The organism is uncultured Empedobacter sp., from assembly GCF_937930195.1.
In the GTDB taxonomy this organism is placed as follows: Bacteria; Bacteroidota; Bacteroidia; order Flavobacteriales; family Weeksellaceae; genus Empedobacter; species Empedobacter stercoris.
Genome location: NZ_CALGVK010000067.1, coordinates 1 through 26,200, shown reverse-complemented (window position 1 = coordinate 26,200; position 26,200 = coordinate 1). Strand labels below are relative to the sequence as shown.

General features: G+C 32.0%; 24 protein-coding genes and 1 tRNA gene. 10 read left to right on the top strand and 15 right to left on the bottom strand.

What is annotated here, in order from left to right:
- Positions 1–146: 146 nt before the first annotated feature.
- Both Q0616_RS04180 and Q0616_RS04175 read right to left on the bottom strand, forming a co-directional pair.
- The gene (locus Q0616_RS04180; RefSeq protein WP_188319026.1) at positions 147–1,403 is read right to left on the bottom strand and encodes a Y-family DNA polymerase; all 1,257 of its coding nucleotides are present in this window, start codon (positions 1,401–1,403) and stop codon (positions 147–149) included.
- Positions 1,404–1,497: 94 nt separating this feature from the next.
- Positions 1,498–1,926 (bottom strand): hypothetical protein, encoded by a 429-nt coding sequence (locus Q0616_RS04175; protein ID WP_188319027.1) that lies wholly within the window; start codon positions 1,924–1,926, stop codon positions 1,498–1,500.
- A gap of 270 nt (positions 1,927–2,196) precedes the next feature.
- Between Q0616_RS04175 and ccsA the strand changes: the two genes are divergently transcribed.
- Complete coding sequence (gene ccsA, locus Q0616_RS04170) at positions 2,197–5,484, top strand: cytochrome c biogenesis protein CcsA (protein ID WP_284583398.1); 3,288 nt, start codon at positions 2,197–2,199, stop codon at positions 5,482–5,484.
- A 423-nt stretch (positions 5,485–5,907) separates the two neighbouring features.
- On the opposite strand, the gene Q0616_RS04165 is transcribed toward ccsA, so the two are convergent.
- Together Q0616_RS04165 and Q0616_RS04160 are read right to left on the bottom strand one after the other, a co-directional pair.
- The gene (locus Q0616_RS04165; RefSeq protein ID WP_298775344.1) at positions 5,908–7,950 is read right to left on the bottom strand and encodes an insulinase family protein; all 2,043 of its coding nucleotides are present in this window, start codon (positions 7,948–7,950) and stop codon (positions 5,908–5,910) included.
- 14 nt (positions 7,951–7,964) lie between these two features.
- Positions 7,965–9,287 carry a pitrilysin family protein gene (locus Q0616_RS04160; RefSeq protein ID WP_298775341.1) on the bottom strand — a complete coding sequence of 441 codons (1,323 nt, stop codon included), beginning with the start codon at positions 9,285–9,287 and terminating at the stop codon, positions 7,965–7,967.
- 221 nt (positions 9,288–9,508) lie between these two features.
- On the opposite strand from Q0616_RS04160, the gene Q0616_RS04155 reads away from it, so the two are divergent.
- From Q0616_RS04155 to Q0616_RS04140, 4 genes are all read left to right on the top strand, one after another.
- Positions 9,509–10,312: a sulfite exporter TauE/SafE family protein gene (locus Q0616_RS04155; RefSeq protein WP_171623689.1), complete on the top strand. Its 804-nt coding sequence runs from the start codon at positions 9,509–9,511 to the stop codon at positions 10,310–10,312.
- An 8-nt stretch (positions 10,313–10,320) separates the two neighbouring features.
- Positions 10,321–10,908 carry a methyltransferase domain-containing protein gene (locus Q0616_RS04150; protein WP_188319031.1) on the top strand — a complete coding sequence of 196 codons (588 nt, stop codon included), beginning with the start codon at positions 10,321–10,323 and terminating at the stop codon, positions 10,906–10,908.
- A gap of 138 nt (positions 10,909–11,046) precedes the next feature.
- A complete protein-coding gene (locus Q0616_RS04145) occupies positions 11,047–12,486 on the top strand; it encodes an MBL fold metallo-hydrolase (protein ID WP_298775337.1) in 1,440 nt (479 codons plus the stop codon).
- A gap of 78 nt (positions 12,487–12,564) precedes the next feature.
- Positions 12,565–13,077 (top strand): hypothetical protein, encoded by a 513-nt coding sequence (locus Q0616_RS04140; RefSeq protein WP_188319032.1) that lies wholly within the window; start codon positions 12,565–12,567, stop codon positions 13,075–13,077.
- A gap of 58 nt (positions 13,078–13,135) precedes the next feature.
- Here the strand turns inward: Q0616_RS04140 and Q0616_RS04135 are convergent, their stop codons facing one another.
- Positions 13,136–13,381 (bottom strand): hypothetical protein, encoded by a 246-nt coding sequence (locus Q0616_RS04135; RefSeq protein ID WP_171623693.1) that lies wholly within the window; start codon positions 13,379–13,381, stop codon positions 13,136–13,138.
- A gap of 469 nt (positions 13,382–13,850) precedes the next feature.
- On the opposite strand from Q0616_RS04135, the gene Q0616_RS04130 reads away from it, so the two are divergent.
- Complete coding sequence (locus tag Q0616_RS04130; RefSeq protein ID WP_260542468.1) at positions 13,851–14,054, top strand: (4Fe-4S)-binding protein; 204 nt, start codon at positions 13,851–13,853, stop codon at positions 14,052–14,054.
- 10 nt (positions 14,055–14,064) lie between these two features.
- On the opposite strand, the gene Q0616_RS04125 is transcribed toward Q0616_RS04130, so the two are convergent.
- The 8 genes from Q0616_RS04125 to Q0616_RS04090 form a co-directional block, all read right to left on the bottom strand.
- Positions 14,065–14,493: a cold shock domain-containing protein gene (locus Q0616_RS04125; protein WP_171623696.1), complete on the bottom strand. Its 429-nt coding sequence runs from the start codon at positions 14,491–14,493 to the stop codon at positions 14,065–14,067.
- Between the two features lie 848 nt (positions 14,494–15,341).
- Positions 15,342–15,542: a hypothetical protein gene (locus tag Q0616_RS04120; protein ID WP_225542423.1), complete on the bottom strand. Its 201-nt coding sequence runs from the start codon at positions 15,540–15,542 to the stop codon at positions 15,342–15,344.
- A gap of 76 nt (positions 15,543–15,618) precedes the next feature.
- Positions 15,619–15,873: a tyrosine-type recombinase/integrase gene (locus Q0616_RS04115; RefSeq protein WP_260542466.1), complete on the bottom strand. Its 255-nt coding sequence runs from the start codon at positions 15,871–15,873 to the stop codon at positions 15,619–15,621.
- Positions 15,874–15,903: 30 nt separating this feature from the next.
- Positions 15,904–16,851 (bottom strand): site-specific integrase, encoded by a 948-nt coding sequence (locus tag Q0616_RS04110; RefSeq protein ID WP_298775325.1) that lies wholly within the window; start codon positions 16,849–16,851, stop codon positions 15,904–15,906.
- Positions 16,852–17,183: 332 nt separating this feature from the next.
- Positions 17,184–17,268, bottom strand: a tRNA-Ser gene (locus Q0616_RS04105).
- A gap of 131 nt (positions 17,269–17,399) precedes the next feature.
- On the bottom strand, positions 17,400–17,807 hold the full coding sequence (locus Q0616_RS04100; protein ID WP_260542461.1) for a hypothetical protein: 408 nt from the start codon (positions 17,805–17,807) through the stop codon (positions 17,400–17,402).
- Positions 17,808–17,889: 82 nt separating this feature from the next.
- A complete protein-coding gene (locus Q0616_RS04095) occupies positions 17,890–18,621 on the bottom strand; it encodes a YebC/PmpR family DNA-binding transcriptional regulator (protein WP_225540470.1) in 732 nt (243 codons plus the stop codon).
- A gap of 95 nt (positions 18,622–18,716) precedes the next feature.
- Entirely contained in the window at positions 18,717–20,825 is a 2,109-nt protein-coding gene (locus tag Q0616_RS04090; protein ID WP_298775321.1) for a M3 family metallopeptidase, read from the bottom strand.
- Between the two features lie 114 nt (positions 20,826–20,939).
- Here Q0616_RS04090 and Q0616_RS04085 point away from each other — a divergent pair, with 114 nt between their 5' ends.
- Genes Q0616_RS04085 through Q0616_RS04075 form a run of 3 tightly spaced genes read left to right on the top strand, consistent with a single transcriptional unit; the run spans position 20,940 to position 23,970 of the window.
- Positions 20,940–21,695 carry a CoA pyrophosphatase gene (locus Q0616_RS04085; RefSeq protein ID WP_225540466.1) on the top strand — a complete coding sequence of 252 codons (756 nt, stop codon included), beginning with the start codon at positions 20,940–20,942 and terminating at the stop codon, positions 21,693–21,695.
- A 19-nt stretch (positions 21,696–21,714) separates the two neighbouring features.
- Positions 21,715–22,599, top strand: a complete 885-nt coding sequence (locus Q0616_RS04080) for a 1-acyl-sn-glycerol-3-phosphate acyltransferase (protein WP_225540464.1) — start codon at positions 21,715–21,717, stop codon at positions 22,597–22,599.
- A gap of 18 nt (positions 22,600–22,617) precedes the next feature.
- Positions 22,618–23,970: a Mur ligase family protein gene (locus Q0616_RS04075; RefSeq protein ID WP_286483711.1), complete on the top strand. Its 1,353-nt coding sequence runs from the start codon at positions 22,618–22,620 to the stop codon at positions 23,968–23,970.
- 68 nt (positions 23,971–24,038) lie between these two features.
- Here Q0616_RS04075 and Q0616_RS04070 read toward each other — a convergent pair whose 3' ends face one another.
- Both Q0616_RS04070 and Q0616_RS04065 read right to left on the bottom strand, forming a co-directional pair.
- Positions 24,039–24,365 carry a multidrug efflux SMR transporter gene (locus Q0616_RS04070; protein ID WP_171622028.1) on the bottom strand — a complete coding sequence of 109 codons (327 nt, stop codon included), beginning with the start codon at positions 24,363–24,365 and terminating at the stop codon, positions 24,039–24,041.
- 55 nt (positions 24,366–24,420) lie between these two features.
- Positions 24,421–25,074 carry a hypothetical protein gene (locus Q0616_RS04065; protein ID WP_260542454.1) on the bottom strand — a complete coding sequence of 218 codons (654 nt, stop codon included), beginning with the start codon at positions 25,072–25,074 and terminating at the stop codon, positions 24,421–24,423.
- A 218-nt stretch (positions 25,075–25,292) separates the two neighbouring features.
- Between Q0616_RS04065 and Q0616_RS04060 the strand changes: the two genes are divergently transcribed.
- On the top strand, positions 25,293–26,051 hold the full coding sequence (locus Q0616_RS04060) for a 5'-methylthioadenosine/adenosylhomocysteine nucleosidase (protein ID WP_286483712.1): 759 nt from the start codon (positions 25,293–25,295) through the stop codon (positions 26,049–26,051).
- Positions 26,052–26,200: the final 149 nt, after the last annotated feature.

Genomic DNA, 26,200 nt, shown 5'->3' with positions numbered 1-26,200 from the left:
CGTTTACAAAATCTTCCGCTGGCGAAGGAAAACCTGCATTTACTTGACCAAAATTTGGTATATAATATTTTTTACCTTCCGTATTGATTTCAAAAACTGTTAGTTCTTGGTCGATCATTTTTATAATATGTTTCATCTTTATTCGTTTAATAAACAACTAATAAATCTTTCCATTTTGTGGTATAACAAGGAGACAATTTATTTTGACGCATTTTCCATGTTTTATTCAAATCCTGCGAAGCTAACTTTATTTTTGCGGCACCAAACTTCTTGTTCATCGTATCAATTGCTTTCATCAAATTAGGATGATGTTGATTTTCTTCTTCAAAAAGTGACAATTGTTTTTGATCCGAAGAAACAATTCCCGAAACCACTACTCCAGCCTTTTTGTACTCGTATCCTTCTTTATAAATTTGTTCAAAAACCTTTATTGCAAACTTAGACAAGGTAATACTCGAATTGGATTCATAAGGCAATTGACACGAAATAGAACGATAATATTGTGGTTTATTTTTATCAAAATTATTGGTCTGAATGAATACTGTAATCAAATTGCAAGATGATTTCTGTTTACGAAGTTTTTCTGCACACGAAACAGCAAAAGTCGAAACACGCTCTTTCACATATTCAAAATCACTGGTATATTCTTCGAAGCTACGTGTTGTTGCAATACTTTTTTTGGCTGAAACGGTTTCTAAATCTAAAACAGCTTCTCCTAATAAATCTTTTTTCAGACGTAAACCAACAATCGAAAATTCTTTTCGAAGAAAATCATCTTTTAATTGTACAAAATCGAGTGCTTTTTTAACACCTATCCACCTCAATCGTCGAGACATTCGTCGACCAATTCCCCATACATCTTCTATATCTAACCATTTCAGTGCTTTGTAAATTTGTTCTTGCGTTTTGATTACATACACACCTTGGTGAATTTCTGGAAATTTTTTCGCAATATGATTGGCTAATTTTGCCAATGATTTTGTTGGTGCAATTCCAACACAAACGGGTAATTTGGTAAACTGATATATTTTAGATTTGATTTCTAATCCGTAATTTTTCAAATCAAAACGATTAAATCCTTCTAATTTTAGAAAACATTCATCGATCGAATAAATCTCATAATCAGGTGAATACGTCGATAAAATTGACATCACTCGATTGCTCATATCCGCATATAATTGATAATTAGACGAAAAAACCTCTATCTTTTTTTGTTCAAAAATTCGTTTAAATTGATGTGCAGGTGCTCCCATTGGAATCCCCTCTAACTTCGCTTCTGCAGAACGCGAAATGACACAACCATCATTATTAGACAAAACAACTATAGGCTGATGAAGAAGTTTCGGTTGAAATACACGATGACAACTGGCATAAAAATTATTACAATCAATTAAAGCGAACATGCTGCAAAGTTGAGAAGATTAAACGCCACATCGTGTCATCGAAAATGTTAATTTAATAAAAAATAAAGCCACTCCAATTGAAGTGACTTTTCAGTTATTTCATTTTATATTTTTTGCGCAATTCTTTTATCACAACCTCTGGTTCGTAAACGGTTTGATATTTTAATGGTTTATTGTTTTTGAAATATTGTACTTTCAACCATGTATCGTTAGTATCTAACTTCGTGTAACTGTTACTTTTTTCTAAAACTTTTTCGTTTACGGTGCTCAATACAGCAAAATAATCAAAGTTATTTCGTTGTCCTATTTCCGCTGCTCTTAACAAAGCATAATCAAATGTTCTTCCTTTTTTATTGTACTCATTTCCATCAAATGTTACAATATACGTATCATTATTCACCTTTTCTTCGGTGTAACCTCCTGTTCCATTATATTTTTGGTATGCAACAGCTTTGCTGTTATTACAGCTTGCCAAAGTCAATACAAAAACTCCAGCACATAAAATTTGAGTTATTCTTTTCATATTAAATTAAATTGGTAAAAAGAGCTTTAACAAAAGTTGTTCCTTTTACAACTAATTTTAAGAAATCTAAATATTTTCTTAACAAATTATTTTTTAATAAATGACATTCATTTCATATTCCCTTTTAAAGTCATTAAATTCAAAACATTAACATTCTTTTCTCGACCACTTATTTAACATTCTATTAACTCATTGATTCTAATAAAAATCATTTAAGTTATAATGCTTTATCTGATAAACTCGCCTATTTTTGTAAATCAATTATAAGTAATGAGTAAATTAGAAAAATATCTATTTTCTACCAGAACCATGACGGTCTTGCTGTTTATCTACGCAATCGCTATGGGGTATGCCACTTTCATTGAAAATGACTACGATACGGCTACTGCAAAAGCTGTTATTTACGAGGCAAAGTGGTTTGAGGTTTTAATGATTTGGTTAATCGTACTGTTCTTAATGAACATCAAACGATACAGATTATGGTCAAAGGAAAAATTGCCTTTATTGGTTTTCCACTTAGCATTTTTGTTTATTTTCATTGGAGGAGGAATTACTCGCTACATCAGTTTCGAGGGTGAAATGCCTATTCCAGAAGGAGGTACAAGCAACGAAATTACATCATACAAATCTTATTTCAAGATGATGGTTGATGACGGAACACAACGTTTGGCGTACGACAATCATCAATACAATATGACGTATTTTGATCGAAAAGACAGCACAAACTCTTTGTTATACAGACAATTTGAAGGTGAATACCAGTTCAAAGACAAAGTAATCAAACTACGCACATTTGATTTTGTTCCACATGCTTTGGATACAATTGTAAGAAGAAAAGACGGGATTAACGTTTTGGAAATTGTTACAGTTGGTCAAGGTGGACGTAATTCAGTTTTTATTCGTAATGGTGAAATCAAAAGCGTTAACGGAACACTTGTCGCGTATAACCGTCCGCAAGATGGCGCTGTACAAATTACAGGTGAAGGAGAAAATTTGACTATCAAATCTCCTTTCGAAGGTGATTATATACAAATGGCTGGTCAAGAGATTGGACAAGTAACAGACATGCAAAAATTGCAAGAAGGCGCTGGTAAAGTTGAATTTAATGTTGCTGCTCCATTAAAATTGCGTTCGTTATATACCATTAACGATGCTCAGTTTGTGATTCCAAACCCTTCGTTCAAAGGAGAAGTTTTATACAGACAAGGTTCTAAATTTAAAGCAGACGAAAAAAATCTTCCTGGCGCTATTAGAGCAGAAGTGATTGTTGGTGACAAACGTGATACAGTAACTATTGTTGGAGGAAAAGGTGTTTCGAATTACTCTGCAGATGTCCAAATTGACGGAATGAATATTTCGTTAGGATATGGTTCTAAGATGGTAAAAGTTCCGTTTAGTATTCGTTTAGATGACTTTATTTTAGATCGTTATCCTGGTTCTACCAATCCATCTTCTTTCGAATCTAATATTACAGTTATCGATGAAGGAAAAGAAACAAAACATCACATTTATATGAACAATGTAATGGATTATAAAGGTTATCGTTTTTTCCAATCAAGCTATTTCCCTACAGAGGACGGAACAATTTTATCTGTTAACCAAGACTGGTGGGGAACTAATATTACTTACTTAGGTTATTTTATGTTATTTGGAGGAATGTTTGTTTCTTTATTCTGGAAAGGAACTCGTTTCTTACAGTTAAACTCTTTATTAAAAAGTTTACACACGAAAAAAACAACTATTTTACTTCCGTTCTTTTTATTGTCTGGATTAGCTTTTGCTCAAAATCCTACAACGACTGATGGAAATAAAGCAACGCACCAAAAAATAACAACTGAACCTGATCAAAATGTACATTCTCCAGAACATATCGCAAACTTCTCTTCGGAGATGGCTAATGGCGATGAGTTGGCGAAAGGAGTTAAAATTCCAGATGAACATGCTGACAAATTTGGTCATTTACTAATTCAAGATATCGAAGGACGTATAAAACCTGTGAATACACAGTCGTTAGAAATTCTTCGTAAAGTCTATAAAAAAGATAAATTTCACGGTTTATCTGCTGATAAATGGTTTATCTCTTTACAATTAGACCCTGCTTATTGGGTGAATGCACCTATGATTAAAGTTGGTTCTAAAGGAGGAGATCAATTAGCGAAAATAACAAATGCGAATGCTGATGGTTATACATCGTTAATGAATTTGATTGATCCTAAAACAACTCGTTTCAAATTAGACAAAGCCTATAACGAAGCGTTCTCAAGAAAACCTTCTGAGCGTTCAAAATTTGATGAAGAAGTTATTTCGGTAACAGAACGTTTCAATATTTTAGATCAAACAGCGAAAGGGTATCAGTTAAAAATCATTCCTGTACAAAATGATCCATCAGAACGTTGGACTTCTTGGATTTATCAGACACAAGAAAATCCTGTCGAAATTGATACAATGGCACTTGGAATGGTGAGTGTATATTTTAACATGGTATCAAAAGGTATCGAAAATGGTGATTGGACACCTGCTGATAATGCAGTTGATTACATTGATAAATACCAACACAAATGGGGGAAAAATGTTGTTCCTTCTGCAACAAAAGTTGAAATCGAAGTATTATACAACAAATACAATGTGTTCTTTTGGGTGATGGTTGCTTATGCAACTGTTGGTGGAATTTTAATGATTTTATCATTCATTCAATTATTCTCAGAAAGCAAAGCATTACACCGAATCATCAACGTTTGTTTAGGATTATTGTTAGTCATCTTTATAGGACAAGCAATAGGACTGGGTGTTCGTTGGTACTTAACAGGACACGCACCTTGGTCGAACGGATACGAAGCCATTGTATTTATCTCTTGGGTGAGTGTATTGGCTGGACTATTATTATACAAAAACCGAAACGCATTTATTCCAACTACAGGAGCTATGGTTGCTGTAATTATGATGGGGTTTGCGCACGGAGGTTCTATGTTAGATCCACAAATTACACCATTGGTACCTGTACTTAAATCGTATTGGTTAATTGTACACGTTGCAATTATTGTTTCGTCTTATGGTTTCTTTGGATTGAGCGCAATTTTAGGCGTTTTCTCGTTAATTATTATGATGATTAAACCAAACAAGAAGATTGAAATTTCGTTAAAAGAAATGACTTACGTTTCTGAAATGTCTTTAACAATCGGTATTTACCTACTTACTGTCGGAACATTTTTAGGTGGTATGTGGGCTAATGAATCTTGGGGACGCTATTGGTCTTGGGATCCAAAAGAAACTTGGGCTTTCGTTTCAGTAATTATTTATGCAGTCGTTCTACATATGCGTTTAGTACCAGGTTTAAGAGGAAAATACGCGTTTAACGTTGCTGCGATGTGGGCGATTTGGTCAGTTGTTATGACGTATTTCGGTGTTAACTATTACCTGTCAGGTTTACACTCTTATGCAGCTGGAGATCCAATTCCAATTCCATTTTGGGTTCCTGCAACAGCAGTTGGAATGTTAGTGTTAACACTTGCAGCGTGGTACCTACAAAACAAAGTGTATCATATCAAAACAAAAGAATAAATTTATTCAATTATAATTTCAAAAAAGCTCATCTTTAGATGAGCTTTTTTGTTTTCTAAATGTTTTTTCTCGCTGCCTACGACTCGCATATAAAATGAAAACACAATTCTGAGAATTATTCAGATTTATATTTTTCCCTTATCAATAAATTCGATCTAACTTTTTATCAGTTAACAAGAAGCTTCTTATTACAAAAAAGGAAGCTTCTCGTTTAATAAAAAGAAAGCGCATTGTTACACTACTCTACTTTACCCCTCTTTTCATGCTTGCATTTCAGAAGACAAACCTTCTTAAATTGGTTCTTTGTTAAGTTCAGAAAAAAATGGTTGTTGCAGCGCATTCCATATCTTGATACAAAAGAAAAAGACAACCCAAAAAATTCGGATTGCCTTTTAACTTGAAAAATATTTAAAAGAATTGTTTCTATTTAAAATCAGCTTCTGTAACGTTCTTATTTACTTCTACTGTATCAATTGTAATTTTAGTTGTTTGAGGTCCAGCTTCTGTTGTCATTTCAGAAGGCAACAAGACACCATCAAAAGATTTATAACCTTTATTTATTGTCGTTGCGACCATCTCACCTTGAGGAGATTTCATTACTTGTTCAGACTTCATCAATAAACCAGTTTTTACATCATAATAATCTGTACGAGAAATTTCTGCAGCAACAACTTTGTAATATTCAACTCCGTTTTCAGAAACGATTCCTTCTACTTTAGCAGTTTTATATCCTTCCGATAAAGGAGCAAATAAAGAGTTTGTTTTCTTTAAAGGAGCTGTCATTTCAGCTGGTAAATCAATTTTCTGACCAACATTATAAAAACCTTTTTCTCCATCAAAAGCTTGAGTAACATTCATTCCGCCAAGATTCATTACAGTCAACGTTTTATTTGGTGCTAAATCTTTTTTAGTATAATCACCGCTCATTCCCATTGTTTCAATTTTCCCTTTTTGAACCAATGATTTTACAGCTTTTACTTTATCCGCTCCACCAATCGCTTTCAAATAATTATCTGTAATTTGAGTTATTGTAGTTGTTGTCGATTTTGCTCCAGAGGTTGGTTTATCTATTTTATTACCATAAGAATCGTAATATGTTACAGGATAACCCAATTTTTCTAAAGCGGGTGCGATTTGTTCTAACTTTCCAGTTACATTAATTTTCGCTTGATCAGGACGGAAATATTTTTTCGAAACACGTAACACATCATCTACTGTAACTGCGTTTATATTTTTGATATAATCGGCATAAAAGTTATCCGATAATTGATTCGTCTTTTTCGTTAAAGCTTGACCTGCAACAGTTGAAGGACTTTCTAATGTCAAAATAAAGTTTCCTAAGAATTTCGATTTTACATCTTCCAACATTTGTTGATCGATTTTATTTACCGTCATTCCTTTAATCTCTTTCATCGTTTCGACAATAGCAGAATCTGTTACTTCGTTACGAACAGTTGCATTTGTATTGAAACGACCGATATAGCGAGAATCAGAAACTCCTCCACGTGCACCGTATGTCCAACCGTGTGCTTCACGAAGATTCATGTTTAATTTTGAGTTGAAATCTCCTCCTAAAATAGAAGAAGCAATTAATGAAGCGTAATAATCAGGGTCTTTCTTCGTCAATTGAACTGGATAAGATACCGATACAACAGACTGAACTGCATTTGGCATATTAATCGCATTTAACTCTGTTTTTGTTACTTCTTCAACTTTAGGAAAAGCAGGAATATTTAATTGTCCAGCTTTCCACGATTTGAAGTTTTTATCGGCTAATGCTTTTACATCTTTTGTTGAAATATCTCCAACAACGATTAAATAAGCATTATTTGGTTTGTAGTAGGTATTGTAGTAATCCTTTACGTCTTGCAACGTTATTTTTTCGATTTGTTCTGGTGTATCAAACTCAGAGAAAGGATTGTTTTTTCCGTAAACTAAAATATTAGAAACGCGAGAAGCTGCACTTTCTACAGATTTCTCATTCGCTTTTAAACCTTCGATGTAACGTTTTTTAACATCTGCAAATTCGCTTTCAGTAAAATTTGGATTTAAAGCACCGTCTGCCATATAACCAAAAATCTCGTTAAAATATTTTGTCAAAGAACTTGCCGAAGCACCTTCTTCCCAAAAGTTAACACGAGCACCTAAAAACTCAATTCTTTTATTGAATTCATCTTTCGATTTCGAAACTGTTCCTGTTCCTAACATCTCACTCAATAAAGATTCGGCACCTTTCTTAGCACCTAATGCAAAAGGTGGATTATCAATTGTTAATGTCGCAGAAACGCGAGGTAATTTGTGATTCTCTACAACGATAACCGTTAAACCATTTTTTAGTTTAAATTCGTTTGATTTCCCTAAGTTAACCGTAGGCGCTGGACCTGGTTTAGGCATAGGGATTTGAACTTGAGCATTTACGCTAACTGCCATAAAAGCAATCGCAAGAGATAATATCTTTGTTTTCATAATTCAGTCGTTTTTTATTTGGCAGCTTTTTTAGATTCTGGTAAATAGTGAATAATTACACGTTGGTTTTTGTTAAGATACTTTTTCGCAACATTTTTGATATCTTCTCTCGAAACTGATTGATAGATTTTCAATTCTTCGTTGATTTTATTTGTATCTCCACCCAACATATATGCATCGGCCAAAGCATGTGCAATATTTTGAACGCCTGATTTTGAAGCAACAAAACTATTTTCGATTCCATTTAAGATTTTTTGGTAATCTTCTTCAGAAATTAAATTCGTTTGTACTTTCTCTATATCTTGTTGTAAATCATTTTCTAATTTATCAAACGAAACTTCTCCTTGAGGTAAAATTCCGATTGAATAGATTCCGTAGTCTTCCATTTGACGATTGAAAGCAAAAATCTGTAAAGCTTCTTCCTTCTCATCAACATATTTTTTATATAAAACTGAGGATTTTCCTCCTGTTAAATAACTTGATAACATTTCTAATGCATAGGCATCTTTCGATTTGTTATCTGGAGTACGATAATTAATAGCTAACAAAGGAATCTGAATATTAGAATCATACTCCGTTGCACGCACTTCAGTCGTAATTGGATCTTCTTGAATTACTGTTTTTACAACCTCTTTTCCACGAGGAATTACACCAAAATATTTTTCAATTAATTTCTTAGCATCCTCTTTCTTGAAATCTCCTGCAACCACTAACACTGCATTATTTGGCACATAGTATTGTTGACTAAAGTGTTTAAAATCCTCTAATTTGGCATTACTCAAATCTTCAAACGAACCAATTACACTCCAACGATATCCACTTTTCTTGAAAACATGCGGGTTAACGGCTTCTCCGTAAGAAAATCTTCCATAAGGTTGATTGTCTAAACGAGAACGTTTTTCTTCTTTTACAACCTCTTTTTGAGTATCAACTCCAATTTGATTAATGATTGGCTGACGCAAACGATCTGATTCCATCCATAATCCTAACTCTAAATTATTTGACGGAAATGTTTCGTAATAATATGTTCTATCAGTCGTTGTATTCGCGTTATTTGATCCTCCATGAGAAGAAACAATCTTGAACCATTCTCCTCTTTTGATATTTTCTGTCCCTTCGAATAATAAATGCTCAAAAAAGTGAGCAAATCCAGTTTTACCAACTTGTTCATCTTTCGATCCTACGTGATACATCACACCAGTTGTCACTACTGGAGCTGAATTATCCTGATGAAGGATAACATGTAATCCATTTGGTAAAGTATACTCATCAAATTCTATTTGCTGTCCAAAAAGTGCTGAACCTACAAATAAGATAGACATAAAAAGTTTCTTCATTTAGTAGTTTTTAAAGTTTTTATCAATTTACTTATGTAACATTAGTAGCAGTATTTTCAAAAATGTTACACCAAATTTGCATTAATATTAAAAAAATGTAAAATAGCACATGTCTATTGATTTAGTAGGCATTTCTATTAATTTACAACATTATTTATGAATAAACCTATAGTAAATGTTTTAGTATTTACTATAGATTTGTAAAAATCGAGAGAAAGAAAATGGATTTTATAGAGTTTTTTGGTTTCGTAGGTGCTTTTTTCATTGGACTTATCATGGGAGTTCTTGGTGGTGGCGGTTCTATCTTAGCTGTACCTATCTTAGCTTATATTTTTCATTTCGACGAGAGAATTGCAACTGCATATTCTTTATGTATAGTTGGTTCTACAGGATTAGTTGGTGGAATAAAGCAAGCTTCTAAAAAAATGGTCGATTGGAAAGTTGTTTATCAATTTGGTGTACCTGCAGTTATTGGAATTACGTTGGTTCGTGCTTTTTTAATTCCAGCACTTCCGAGTAATTTATTTTCTATAGGTGATTTTATCGTCACACGTCGAATGGCTATGTTTGGTCTTTTTGCGTTTCTAATGATATTTGCAGCAGTTTCTATGCTAAAAGGTAAAAAAGAAACGGAAATCGTTCAGCGAGATGAAAAATTAAATCCTGTTTTATTAATTCAAGGATTTTTGATTGGAGGATTAACAGGAATGGTTGGTGCAGGTGGTGGATTTTTAATTGTCCCTGCTTTGATGATGGTCGCAAAATTGGATATGAAAAAGGCTTCGGCTACATCATTAGTCATCATTGCGATTAATTCGTTAATAGGTTTTTTTATTGGTGATGCATTTCACATCAAAATAGATTGGGAATTCTTAAGTGTTTTTATTGGAATTTCTATGGCTGGTATTTTTGTTGGAACCTACATTAACAAATTTTTACCTGTACAATTTTTAAAACGAACATTTGCAATTTTCATTATCTTAATGGCTGTTTTCATGTTCATCGAAGAATTTATAATTCAATAATTTATCATATGGAATTCAACGAAAATTTTTGGAATGATAAATATATCAATAACCAAACTGGCTGGGATCTAAAGTCCCCTTCTACTCCATTAAAAGCTTATATTGATCAATTAGAAGATAAAAATATCCGTATTTTAATTCCGGGGTGCGGGAATGCTTACGAAGCTGAATATCTTTTGGAAAAAGGTTTTACAAACATCACATTAATTGATATAGCTGAAATTGTAGTCGAAAAAATAAAAGAAAAATTTAAAGACAACCCTCATATAAAAGTTCTTCACAAAGACTTTTTCGAATTAGATGATCAATTTGATTTGATATTAGAGCAAACATTTTTTTGTGCTTTAAACCCTGAATTACGCCAAAAGTATAGCATCAAAATGAATCAATTATTAGCGGAAAATGGTAAATTGGTTGGTGTTTTATTCAACAGAGATTTTGGAAATGACACTCCTCCTTTTGGCGGAAACAAAGCCGAATACCATACCTATTTCAACGATTATTTTGATTTCAAAGTCATGGAAGAATGTTACAACTCAATTCCTCCACGAGCTGGAAATGAATTGTTTATCAATTTAAAAAAGATCACAAAATAACCTATGATTTCATTCATAGTTTTAGCGTTAACTATCAATCTTATTTGATTTTAAATAAACAAAAAGTATCAGAATTTGTCCATTAACGGAAAGTTCTAAATTTAATTATTTGTATTTTTACACACTAAATTCATACTTATGAAAATTGAACAAATTTACACCGGATGTCTTGCACAAGGTGCTTATTATATAGAAAGCAATGGTGAAGTTGCAATTATTGATCCGTTGAGAGAAACACAATCTTATGTTGATCAAGCAACAAAAGATAACGCAAAAATCAAGTATATTTTTGAAACACATTTCCATGCTGATTTCGTTTCTGGACATGTCGATTTAGCCCAAAAAACTGGTGCAACAATTGTTTATGGTCCAACAGCTGAACCAAGTTTTGACGCGCATATTGCGACAGATGGAGAAGTATTTACTTTAGGTAATATTACGATTACAGCGTTACATACCCCAGGTCATACGATGGAGAGTACAACCTATTTGTTGAAGGATGAAAACGGTAAAGATTATGCAATTTTTACGGGAGATACATTATTTATTGGTGATGTTGGTCGTCCTGATTTGGCTCAAAAATTAAATTCAGATTTAACACAAGAGAAATTAGCTGGTTATTTATTTGATTCGTTACGAAACAAAATTATGCCTTTAGCGAATGATATTATTGTTTATCCTGCGCATGGAGCTGGTTCTGCTTGTGGTAAAAATATGAGTAAAGAAACTTTTGATACATTAGGAAATCAAAAAAATGTAAATTATGCATTGAATCCTAACATGACAAAAGAGGAGTTTATTACAGAATTAACTTCAGGGTTAATGCCTCCTCCTTTCTATTTTCCAGAAAATGTGATGATGAATAAATTGGGTGTAGAATCTTTAGACGTCGTAAAAGAACGTGCCAATAAAGCTTTATCGCCTGATGAATTTATTCAAGTTGCTGAAGACGCAAACGCCTTAATTTTAGACGTACGTGATCCGCAAACATTCGCAGAAGGATTTGTTCCAAATTCAATTAACATCGGAATCAAAGGAAATTTTGCTCCATGGGTTGGAACGTTAATTACAGATATCAAACAACCAATTTTACTAATTGCAGAAGTTGGTGCAGAAGACGAAGCGGTAACACGTTTAGCGCGTGTTGGATATGATAATGTGATTGGATTTTTGAACAATGGTTTCCAAGCTTGGCTTGATGCAGAAAAGGATTTTGATGAAATTGTTTCTATTTCACCTGAAGAATTTGTCGAATTAGTTGATGAAACAGAATTAAAAGTCTTAGACGTTCGTAAACCAGGAGAATTCGAAACTGCTCATGTAGAAGATGCAATTACTGCTCCATTAGATTTTATCAACGAATCAATGAAAGTAATCGATCCAGAAGAAACTTATTTAGTACATTGTGCTGGTGGATACCGTTCGATGATTTTCACGTCTATTTTACGTGCTCGTGGTTACGAAAATTTAATTGATGTAGCAGGAGGTTTTGGTAAAATAAAAGAAGTAGAAGGCGTTAAAATAGTAGAAGGAACCTCTCCATGTCAATTGGGAAATAATTCTTGCTCAACGAAATAAACAATTTTTTGCAATAAATAACGTTATAGCCTTGGAACACCAAGGCTATTTTCGTATTCTTCAACTCAAACATTATACATGAAAAATATAGTATTCATTTGTACCCTACTCTTTTGCTCAACACTTTTTGCTCAACAAAAAATACGTGGAGCTGAATCGTTTGTATTAACAATTCCGAAAGATTATCAGCGCACAATTGGATTAAATGACTATGCAACTATTCAATTTGAAAGTATTGCACCAAAACCAAATTCGTACGGATTTTTAATTTTCGAGCATAAAGATGAATTAAAATTAGCCGATCCTAAATTAGATATGATCGACTATACATTGAATTCTATAGAGCCGTATACGACACAAAACGGATTTAAATATCTAAAAAAACCTTATGTTTCGTATGAACAAGGATTCAATTTCGCTTATGCTGAATTTGAGACAAATGAACCCGAATCTGGTCACATTTATTTTTTGCAAACTGTTATCGAAACAAAAGAGTTTGTTTATCAAATTCTACAATATTGTAGTTTCGAAGACCGAGATATCATGAAAAGTGATTTTGTTTCTATTGTAAATAGTTTCAAATTGAAATAGCTGTAAGAAAGAAATAAAAAAAATCTCCTTCCAAAAATTTGAAAGGAGATTTTTTATCTTATCTCGTTATTGTTAAATCGTATTCATTATCAGATTCATCAAGCTTATATGTTAATTTCATATTGAAATCCTGCATAAATTTCTTACAAAATGTTTCAATATTTAATGAATCTGGAAAAGTAGATTTGTTCACAGTCAAAAACAAAGTTGTCCAACTTGTATTGTTTTTAAAAATTGTTGTAAACCTGTTTTCCCAATAATTTAAAAACTTTTCTTCTTTTTCATTGCTTAAAATCTCTTCCATTTTACCTGCTTTATAAACCAATAACAAATTTACAATTATTTCTATTTAAAAACCTCTTTTTTACGATTTATTAACTTTTATTCATGACTAATTTTCCAGTATATTGCCATTCTTAAGATTCGCTTAAGATTCCCTTATTTACTTTTAAGAGTAACTAAACATTAAGACATTTGAATATTAATTCAAAACAAAATGTTGACAATCATCGGAAGTGATGTTATAATATTTTACGATTTGAAATAAATGCAGATGATTTGAAACTCGTACAGGAACGATTTTTTCGCGCAGAAAATGATGCAACTGTACATATTTCTGGTTCGGGATTAGGTCTAAATATTGCCACTAAATTAGCTGAAATGTAAGGGATTACGATAAAAATTGAAAGTATACAACTGAAAAGCACAAAGATTAATTTAATTTTTAATATTGAACATTTTTGAGTAATTTCAATCAATTAAAATTCAAAAAAATGAGCCAACACGAGTACACGAACGGAGAAGTTACCATAATTTGGAAACCTGAATTGTGCGAGCATGCAGGAATTTGCACTAAATTACTCCCAAAAGTATATCATCCTAAAGAAATACCTTGGATAAAACCTGAAAACGCAAGCAGCGAAGAAATTAAGAAACAAGTTTCTCAATGTCCTTCTGGTGCTTTAAGTTTTAAATAATACTAAACTATTATTTTTTATTGATTTCGATAGCTCTGAAACCTTTTTCAGAAATTTCTTTCTTATAAGTTACTTTATCATATTTTTTCACTTCTTGTTTCAATTGACTTTGGTGAAAAAATATGCTATCGTTTGATTTTTCTTCTGTAATAAAACCAAATCCTTTCTCATTAAAAGAATTGATTACACCCGTAAAAACTTGTGTAGGATCAAACGCTGTATTTGGATTTTCTTGGCGACTTAACAAATCCTCTTCTCTATTTTGTAAATGTGGAGGAACATCTGTTAAATTTCCGTTGATATCAACATAAGCAATCATTTCTTCTAATGATTTTCCTTTGTTGTTATTTGTTTTTCTTTCTTCTCTTTGAAGAAGTTTTTCTTGTCTTTTTTTCTCTTTTTTCTTGATATTCTCTTTCTTAGAATATGAATCTGCCATATTTATATATTTTTTATAATTTGAATTTAACCCGATTTACTTGAAAAACTTTTAATTTTTATATTTTCTTTCAAATTTTAAAAATAAAAAATTTGAAAACTAAATCTGTAAAATAGCTTACGCTTTTATTACTAATAAAATGCTTGGATAAAAAATGTAGTACCAATTTGATAATAAAGTTTAAGTGCTAAACATAAACTGAAGCGATAAATTTGTACAGTAAAGCAAATAAAAGAAGCTTTGTAAACCAATTATTGCACAAAGATACAAAAAATTAAGCAACTGAATTAGTTGCAAATCTACAATCAAAAAAACTCATCTTCAATTCATAAATTTATCCCACTAAAACCACACAATAGATATACAAACAATACAGAAATTTTGTAATTTCAACAGACCACATGGATCATTTAAAGGAAAAACACCTTATGAAATACTAAAATCTAAACTAAAATAATTAAATTTATTATCTACGAAGTGATGAAGTACGACAAAATGTATTTAATAAAAAAGCAATGGATGAAATGGAAAGTTTTTGATCTAAATATTTCTCAATTTTAAATAGTTCTTGAAGGGTTAATCTTGTATAATTTTAGCTCATAACAACACTAAATTAATAATTTATAGTGTCGCATTAGTTTTCTGAACCCGCGCTTTTCTTCTTCCTCCAATGAACTGGTGTTACAATAAGATAGCATTAAAATCTCTTGGTCTTGAAAAATTTTAAGGCTATCTCTTGAGGCCTCTAAGATTTCAATCTCTTGTTTTACATCCAAACAAAATGAGTCTTTCTTGGCTTCTATTACTTTTAATGATTTGTAATAATGTAACTTCTCGTAAATTTTTGGTTAGTCTTTTTTGAAATAATCTAATTCGTCTTGCAATGAATTAAATTGGTGAGTAGTTAAAATCATTTGGATCTGATCTAAGAAGTCTGTAATTAAAGCGATTGCTTTTTTAGACTCTTCGATTGGATCATCACATGCAAACTTTAATTCAGCTAATTGTAATTCAAAATTGCTGAATTTCGAAATTAATTCTTGACTCATCTAATTTTGATTACGGTTAGTTAAATTGTTATTATTCAGAAATTTAATACAAATTCAACAATTCTAAAAATTAAATTTATAGTTGAAATACCTTTCTGTTTTGAATTACATTTTTTAAATGTTCCATATCATGAATAATTTTTTGTTCCGTAATCCTTGCATAATGTTGCGTTGTCGTGATATTTGTATGACCTAACATTTTGGAAACTGATTCGATTGGTACACCATTGGAAAGTGTTACCGTTGTTGCAAACGTATGTCTAGCACAATGAAAAGTCAGTTCTTTATTGATCCCAGATAAAGTTGCAATTTCTTTAAGGTATGCATTCATCTTTTGGTTACTGAATACAGGTAATAATTTTCAGTTTTGACATAAAAAATGTTCCTTGTATTTTTCGATTATGTCTAACGGAATATTTAATAATGGAATTTTTGTAGGAGTAGAAGTTTTCTGTCTATAAGTATGAATCCACAATTGACCATCAATACCCTTTACGATATGGTTTTTCGTTAAATTAAAAATATCAATATAGGCTAAACCTGTATAGCAGGAAAAAATAAAAATATCTCTTACAAGGTTTAATCTTTCAGTGCAATGTTCTTTTTCGTAAATCGCATAGATTTCCTCTTGCGAAAGAAAGATTCGTTCTACTTTTTCGACTTTCGGTTTATAATTGACAAATGGATCTTTTTGAATCCAATCTTTTGCCATACATTCTCTAATTATCTTTTTGAAATTCTTAATATATTTGACTGTTGTGTTATTGTTGCATTTGCGTTCGGCTCGAAAATAGAAATCTAAATCCATAATAAAAGCGTGGTCGATATCATCAATAGCTATGTCTTCTTTTTTGTATTGATGTTTTAGAAATTCTTTGATGTGCTTTAGTGTGGTTTCATAGCGTTCTATTGTTCCAGGTGCGACTTCTTTGTTGATTATTTTTTTTAATTGATCGGTGTGTTGAGGGAAGATAGGTTCTAGCATACGTTTGTTTGCGTTGCCTTGTGAATTAAGGAATTGTTTTATTTCTTCTATTGTTAAAACTTCATTACGTAAGCTGTATTGAATTTCGAGGTTAATTATTTTAGATTTGATGACTTCTAGGTAACCATTAATTGAATAGGCTTCTTCTGTCTTTCCTTTGATTTTGGAATTTTTGTGGTCCCCCGTTTTCGGATCGATGTATTTTTTTGTGGAGAATTCGTAGCGTTTATTGGCTATACGGATTGTAAAGTATATTGGTTGTAGTCCTTGTTTATTGGTCTTTGAGTTACGTGGACCAACATTAATTTTAAGATTCTGTCTCATCTGATTCAATTTTTATTGGTTAGATAAAATTTAAAGTGTTATTAGTGTAGAATCAAGATGTTCATCTATTGGACACGTTCTTGGTTAGGCTATGACAAGGGCTATGAAAAAGGTTAGGGTATTTTCATTGTCCTTTTTTACTATCTCTTTTGGGTAAAGGGATAGGACTTATTTCTTTAATATTTCTGCGACCTTTTTTTGAAATTAAAATAGGTCGCTAAATAGTCGCTGTTTTTTCTGAAACAAATGTTTTAATCTGAAAGTTTATTGCATAAAAAAACCTCTATTTCGTTAAAAATAGAGGTTATTTGAATCAACTTTGTTTAAAGTTGCGGAGAGTGAGGGATTCGAACCCCCGGAGGTGTGACCCTCAACAGTTTTCAAGACTGCCGCATTCGACCACTCTGCCAACTCTCCTACACAGCGTTTATTGCCGTATTGCGAGTGCAAATATAGAACGCTTTTTCGAATTACCAAACCTTGATTTAAAGTTTTTTTCATACAACTTGTTAGTTAATTCATTATCAAATAACTATTTTTTAAAATAATTAGGTAAAAAGGACTAAACCGACCTGAATTATGAAACCAAGTGTAAAAAATAATGCTGCAAACTTTAATAAAGTAAATCGGAAAGCATCATTTAAAATTAATTTTTCGATTAATGGTCGTGAAATTTTATCATCAAGAATTTGTTCTAATTTTTTATAAAAAAGTAACATAAACCCTATGATGATAAGCACTGAAATAAATACAAATAACGAACTAATTGAATGATAAAACATCATTCCCATAAACATTCCAAAAACAGCTAATATTAGCTGAGGAATTTGACGAATCATTTTACGAATTAGGTCTTCTGTTTTTCTCAACCAATCTGCTCCTAAAATTTCTGGAGCTGCCATCCAAAAAGCTAAAAACTGCAAAACTAAACCTAAAATTGTAAGTGTTTTGATCATGAATACAATTTAGCTTTAAAGATAAAAAAAACCACTCAATTAAATTGAATGGTTTAATAAATTATAGTTTTCAGAAAAGATATTATTCATCTTCTTCGTCATCCTCTTTCATTGTATGATACACGTTATTCACGTCTTCATCTTCATCAAATTTCTCTAACAATTTCTCGATGTCAGCTCTTTCTTCTTCTGTTAATTCCTTTGTTGTTTGAGGAATTCTTTCAAATTCTGATGATATAATTTCGTATCCGCCCTCTTCTAAAGATTTAAAGATTGTTCCATAATTCTCAAAAGGTGCAATTAACACAATTCCATCTTCATCTTCAAAAACTTCTTCTACACCAAAATCGATCATTTCAAATTCTAATTCTTCCATATCAACCCCTTCAGGTTTTTGAATTTTAAAATTACAAATATGATCAAACATAAATTCAACAGAACCTTGTGTTCCTAATTGTCCATTACATTTACTAAAGTAAGAACGAACGCTGGCAACTGTACGGTTGTTATTGTTTGTAGAAGTTTCAACTAACATTGCAATTCCATGCGGTCCATAACCTTCAAAAATTACTTCTTTATAGTTTTCTGTATTTTTATCAGATGCTTTTTTGATTGCGCGTTCGATGTTATCTTTCGGCATATTAACCGCTTTGGCATTCTGAATTACCGCACGAAGATGAGAATTTGAATGCGGATCAGGCCCTCCTGCTTTTACTGCCATTACGATATCCTTCCCAATTTTAGTAAACGCTTTAGACATTGCCGCCCAACGTTTCAATTTACGTCCTTTTCTAAATTCAAATGCTCTTCCCATTTATACTTGTTTTAATAGTTGCAAATTTATTCATAATACGAAAAAAATCCAAGAACTATGTCCTGGATTTTTAAGTTGTTATTATTTTAGACTGATTATTTCAATCCGTGGTATTTTAACATCGGTTCAATTGATGGATTTTTACCTCTAAAATTTTTGTACACTTCATTCAAGTTATCCGAATTACCTTGAGAGAAAACTTTATCACGTAAAATTTGACCATTTTCTCTGGTCATTCCTCCATTTTCTAATGTCCATTCGTATGCATCATGATCTAACATTTCTGCCCAAATATAAGCGAAGTAACCTGCTGCATAACCTCCCCCAAAAATATGGCTAAAATACGTAGAACGATAACGTGGCGGAACCTGTGGTAAATTTGTTTTATTCGCTATCAATGCTTGTTTCTCAAATTCATCTACATTCGATATTGTTTGATCTGAAGAAACTGTATGCCAAGACAAATCTAACGATGCTGCAGAAAGTAATTCTGTTAATGTATAACCTTTGTTAAAGTTAGCTGCTTTTTTCATTTTTTCTACTAACGCATCAGGAATTGTAGCACCTGTTTGATAATGTTTTGCGTAGTTTCTTAGTACAGAAGGCTCTGTTACATAATGTTCGTGAAATTGAGATGGGAACTCAACAAAATCTCTCGAAACATTCGTTCCTGATAAGGTTGGGTAAGTTTGATTCGCAAAAAAACCGTGTAAAGCATGTCCAAATTCGTGGAAAGTTGTAACCACATCATCATACGAAATCAACGCAGGTTGACCTTTTGCAGGTTTTGTATAATTACCTACATTATAGATTACAGGTTTTGTCCCGAATAAGTGCGATTGCTCAACGATATTACTCATCCAAGCACCTCCTTGTTTAGAATCTCTTTTGAAATAATCTGTATAGAATAATCCTAATTGTGAACCATCTTCATTAAACAATTCGTACACTTTTACATCTTCGTGCCAAGTTGGAATATCCGTTCGTTTTTTGAATGTAATTCCGTACAATTCTTTAGCCATAAAGAAAAGACCATTTTCTACAACAGACTCTAAAACAAAATAAGATTTCATTGCATTTTCATCTAAGTCATATTTTTCTTTACGCACTTTTTCAGCATAATAATTCCAATCTGCAGCTGATAAAGTATTTGACGAATTTTCTTTTTTTGCTAAAGTTTCAAATTCTAATGCATCTTTTTGCGCCATTGCTGTTGCAGCAGGAATCATTTTATTCAAAAGACCTTTTGCAGCAGTAGGATTTTGTGCCATTTGATCTTGTAAATTCCACTCTGCATAGTTATTAAAACCTAACAATTTAGCTTTCTCCGCACGACTTTTTACCAAAGCTAAAATTGTAGCACGCGTATCATTTTCATCATTTTTTTCTGTTCGAATCCAAGCTGCATCAAATAATTTTTTTCGTGATACTGGATTCGACATATTTTGTAATTCTGGCTGTTGTGTTGTATTTAATAAACTAATCAAATATGTTCCATCTGCTTGTTTGAACGATTCCAAATCAGCTTCGCTTAATCCTGCTAATTCTTCTTTTGTAAAGATTACACCCCCAGCTTTTGTTCCTTTCAATAATTGATTCGAGAATTTTGTTTCAAGTGAAGCGATTTCTCCATTCAATTTTTTCAATTCGTCTTTCTGCGATAAAGTTAAATTAGCACCAGCCAATTCAAATCGTTGGTAATACACATCTAACAAGCGAGCAGATTCTTTATCTAAGTTCAACGATTTTTTATTTTCGTATAAACTTTTTACACGTTGAAATAATTGATCATTCAAATAAATTGCATCGCTGTGTGCTGCAAATTTAGGAGACATCTCCTCCTCTATTGCTTGCAATGTTTCGTTTGTATTTGCTCCTGTCAATAATCCAAAAACATGACTTACACGAGTTAAAAGTTGTCCCGATTTTTCCATTTCAACCAACGTATTTTCAAAAGTTGGTGCTGCAGGATTCGTTGCAATTTTATTAATTTCAGCTAATTGTTCAGCCATTCCTTGCAATAAAGCAGGTTTGAAATCTTCGTTCTTAATTTTCGTAAAATCAGCTGTTTGGTAAGGCAATTTACTTACCTCGAAAAAAGGATTTGTATCGTTCCACATCGTATTTGTTGACTTTTGACTACAAGAAGTGGCTAAGATTGAAGAACCAACCATCATTCCGTAAAAAAGTTTTTTATTGAACATTTTATATTATTTTAAACTTAACGAAGTTAAAACTTATAACTCAAAGTTTCAAAAATATTAATGTGTAGAAGATTAAAATATGACTTTCAACCTCATTCTCTATGCGTTAAATAATTGATAAAGCTTCTTGAAAAGGTTGATTTATTTTCACCTAAAATAATTACCTTTGAAGAAGAGTGTGGAAGAGATTTCACTCTTTTTTATGACCTTAAAAATCAACAAATTTTGTATTTAGATTTAGAAGAATTAAAATATTTATTAGCCGAAAGTGTAGAGGAATTACCAAATTGGGAATCACATGAAAAACTTTCGCCTCCATATCGTCAAAAATTTGATTTAGAATATGTAAAACGTACCAATCCAAGAAGTGCGTCTGTCATGATCTTATTGTATCAAAATGAATTTGGAGAAATAGAATTTCCTGTAACGATGCGTGTATCGTATGATGGTGCACATTCTCATCAATTTTCTTTACCAGGCGGACAGTTTGAAGAACAAGATATCAGTTTTGATGAAACGGCTATTCGCGAAACGGTAGAAGAATTGGGTGTAGATTATGAAAATATCGAAATTATTCGACAACTGAGTGAGATGTACATTCCGCCAAGTAACTTTTTGGTTTATCCTTATATTGGTATATATCACGGAGAACCATTGTTTAACCCTGATGAACGAGAAGTACAATATGTTGTTCCATTAAATTTGGAAGCTTTTTTGAATGCTGATTACGAGGTTTTTGAAAGAGAATTTTCTGGTCAAGTGGTTGAAATTCCAGGTTACAACATCGGTGATGATGAATATCTTTGGGGTGCAACAGCAATGATTTTAGAAGAATTTAAAGATTATCTAAAAATCCTATTAAATTTGTAAATTAAACAATTAAGAACTCGTGTCTCAAAAAGCAAAGAAAAAGAACGCATTTCGCGATTCATTTGGACATTTATATTTCCTAAAAAGAACATTGATTTTCTTATTGGGATCTTTTACGTATAACCGTTACAATGGTTTTAATAAATTAAAAGTTACTGGAACAAAAAACTTAGTCGATTTACCTGCTCAAAATGTATTATTCGTTTCAAATCATCAAACTTATTTTGCAGATGTATTTGCGATGTATCATGTATTTTGTAGTGTGAAAAATGGATTTATTGATACCATCAAAAATCCGATTTATCTACTAAACCCTAAGATTGATTTTTATTACGTTGCTGCAGAAGAAACGATGAAAGATAATCTTTTGACAAAGTTATTCGCGTATACAGGAGCGGTAACAGTGAAAAGAACATGGCGTGCAAAAGGAGAGAATGTAAATCGAAAAGTTGATTTATCAGAAATTAACAATATCGATATCGCCTTGCAAAGTGGTTGGGTTGTAACTTTTCCGCAAGGAACTACAACTGCATTTGCGCCTGGTCGCCGTGGAACTGCGCATTTAATCAAAAAAAATAAACCCATTGTTATTCCAGTTGTAATTGATGGTTTTCGTAGAGCTTTTGATAAAAAAGGTTTGCGCATCAAAAAAAGAGGAATTAATGCAACAATGACTTTTAAAGAACCATTGGATATTGATTACGAAAATGATTCGAGTGATGCTATTATGCAAAAAATAATGAATGCAATTGAACAAGCTCCAGAATTTAATAAAGTTCGACCAATGGACGAAATTCTTGCAGAAAACAGCGAAAAATCATTGGATGATTATCTAAACGAAGATGACGAAGAGTTTGATGATTTCGAAGAAATGGGATACGACGAAGAAAATAAAAAAGACTAAAAGAATACAACATACAAAATGAAAAAAGTTCATTTTATTGCAATTGGCGGAAGTGCTATGCATAATCTGGCAATTGCTTTGCACGAAAAAGGATATCAAGTTACAGGTTCTGATGACGCTATTTTCGAACCTTCGAAAACTCGTTTAGCTCAGCGTGGAATTCTGCCAGAAGAAATGGGATGGTATCCAGAAAAAATCACAGCTGATATCGATGCTGTTATTTTAGGAATGCATGCTCATGCTGATAATCCTGAAATGTTACGTGCACAAGAATTAGGTTTAAAAATCTATTCATATCCAGAATATTTATACGAACAATCAAAAGACAAAACACGTATTGTAATTGGTGGTTCTCATGGAAAAACAACCATTACATCGATGATTTTACATGTTTTGCATTACCACAACATCGATGTTGATTATATGGTCGGTGCACAATTGGATGGTTTTGATGTGATGGTAAAACTAACAGATGACAACGAATTTATGATTATGGAAGGTGACGAATATTTATCATCAGCCTTAGATCGTCGCTCTAAATTTTTGTTGTATCAACCTAATATTGCTTTAATATCTGGGATTGCTTGGGATCACATCAACGTTTTCCCTACGTTTGAAGATTATACTTCTCAATTCTCAAAATTTGTCGATTCTATCGTTAATGGAGGTGCTTTAATCTATAACGAAACAGACGAAGAAGTTGTAAAAGTGGTAGAAGAAACCGAAAAAGCAATTAAGAAGTTTCCGTATCATTTACCACAACACTTTATAGAGAACGGAGTTACATTTATCGAAACAGAAGACGGTCCAATTCCATTGGAAGTTTTTGGTAACCATAATTTAATGAATTTAGAAGGTGCGCGTGCGATTTGTAAACAATTAGGTGTAATGGATGATGATTTCAATGAAGCAATTCAATCTTTCAAAGGTGCATCTAAACGTTTGGAATTAATTAACCGTACCTCTGATTTTGTTGCGTACAAAGATTTTGCACATGCACCAAGTAAAGTAACTTCGGTTACCAATGCGGTAAAAGAACAATATACGGATAAAACTGTTGTAGGTTGTTTGGAAATTCATACGTATTCTTCTTTGAATCCTGAATTTTTAGTACAATACAAAGGCGCTTTAGATAAAGCTGATATCAAAATTGTAATGTATAGCCCTGAGGCTTTAGAAATAAAACGTATGCCAATGATTTCTCCAGAAGATATCAAGAAAGCTTTTGGTGACGATTCTATTTTAGTCTTTACAAATGGGGAGCAATTAAAACAATACATCGAAAGTTTGGATAAAAAAGAGAAGGTCTTTTTGATGATGAGCTCTGGAAACTTTGGTGGAGTTGATTTGAATGAACTATTCAAAGCATAAATAAAAAAAGGAGAACCTGAAATTTCAAGTTCTCCTTTTTTATGAATAATTTAATTTGGTTCATTCCATTAATTTGACACAAATTTTAATCCTATTATCGAACAGATTAAACTTGTTAAAAAGAAAACTCGCCAGAAACTTGCGGGTTCTTTAAAAATAAAAATCCCGACTAAAACAGTTCCCACAGCACCAATTCCTGTCCATACAGCATAAGCTGTTCCTATTGGTAAGGTTTGGGTTGCTTTTACCAGTAAAACCATACTTATGGTTAAGAAGAATAAAAATCCACCATACCATAAATAAGTCTCATTACCAGTCGCTTCCTTAGCTTTTCCTAAGCATGATGCAAAGCCTACTTCGCACAAACCTGCTATCAATAAAATAATCCAATTCATTCTGATAAAAATTAAGACTACAAAAATGTAGCCTCAAAATTAATTATTTATACTATTATTTACCGAAACTATCACTAAATTCTACTTGTCCTTTGATGTGAACTTCGCTCCACGTTTTAGAAATTCCGTCAGCACCTTTGTGCAACTCTAAACACGCTTGATTTAAAGCATCCATTGCTTTAGTTGTATTAAAGTCCATTAAATCGACATCGGCTTCGATTGCAAATGTATTATTATCAAAAGATGATTTCACTTCATATTCTTTCGATGTATTATTTAAGGTTAAATTCAAAAATGTTTTTCCTTCTCTAAAGTGTAATTGACCTTTTATTTCACTTGTATTGATCATATTTCCAAACAAAATATCTTTCAATTTTTGATCACGATCAATTTGATCAGAATTTAAAGTCGCAATAGAAGCTAAAATATTTGCGCCTTCTAAAACTTCTTGAGGTGTTTTACCTTCTTCATTTGCATCTTTCACTAAAACGACATCAAATCGTCCTGAAACTGCAACTTTATCAGTTGTTTTATAAGCTGTCCATTCTACTGCAGACTTACGAATTACACCTTCTACGATTTCGGTTGGTTCTTCAACTGTTACTTCAGTTTTAACTTCTTTTTCAACCACATTTTCTTCTGACTTATTTGTACAATTCATCAGCATAACAGACATACAACATACAAGTGCTGTAGATATTTTTTTCATTTCAAACATTTATTGCACAAAAGTACAATAAGCCTACACGAATTCACAATTGATTTTTAACATATTCTAAAAATAGTCTACTTTTGTATCATGATAAAAAATATTTTAAACACTTGTTTGATTATCATTTGCTTACCTTTTATTTTAATCTACGAGATATATTGTTCAGTTTATAAATACAGAAAATAAATTGGTACCTTCGCTTACAAATTTTAAAAATGAGCGAAAGAATAATTGGAATAATGGGTGCTATACCTCAAGAAATAAATGGTGTAGTTAACTTATTATCAAATAAAGAGGAACACGAAATTGGTCAAAGACATTATTATACAGGTGAATTAAATAATCAAAAAGTTGTTGTAGTTTATTCACGAGTTGGTAAAGTTGCAGCAGCTACAACAGTTTCTACCTTAATATTAGAGTTTAAAATTACAGAATTAATTTTTACAGGTGTTGCAGGAGGAATCCATTCTAACGTAAAAATAGGCGATATCGTATTGGGGCAAAGTTTAATTCAACATGACATGAATGCCTCTCCTTTGTTTCCTACTTTTGAAATTCCAATGTTAGGAAAAGCTTATTTCGAAGCCAATCCTTTTCAATTAGAAATAGCAACAACCGCTATATTAGATTTATTAAAAGAACAGCATCTTCACAATGTTATTTCCGAAAAAGATTTGAATAAATTTAATATTCACGAACCTCAGTTACATGTTGGTTTAATAGGATCAGGAGATTTATTTTTCTCGACAACTGCAAAAAAAGAAAAACTTCAACAAAATTTACCCGAAATTCTTTGTGTCGAAATGGAAGGAGCAGCGGTAGCGCAAGTTTGTTATGAATTTGGAATTCCTTTTATCATTATTAGAACAATATCAGACGATGCAGATGATCATTCGACAATGGATTTTAATAGTTTTATAGAGAAAGTTTCGAATGTTTATTCGATCGAAATTATAAAGAATATCATCAAGTAAAAAGTCCTTTTTTTAAAGGGCTCTTTTTGATGCACACATTAATAAAAAAATCATCAATTATTTGATGATTTTGTATTCCAATAATTAAATGGAGTGTGGGGAGAGCAGGATTCGAACCTGCGAAGGTGAAACCAACGGATTTACAGTCC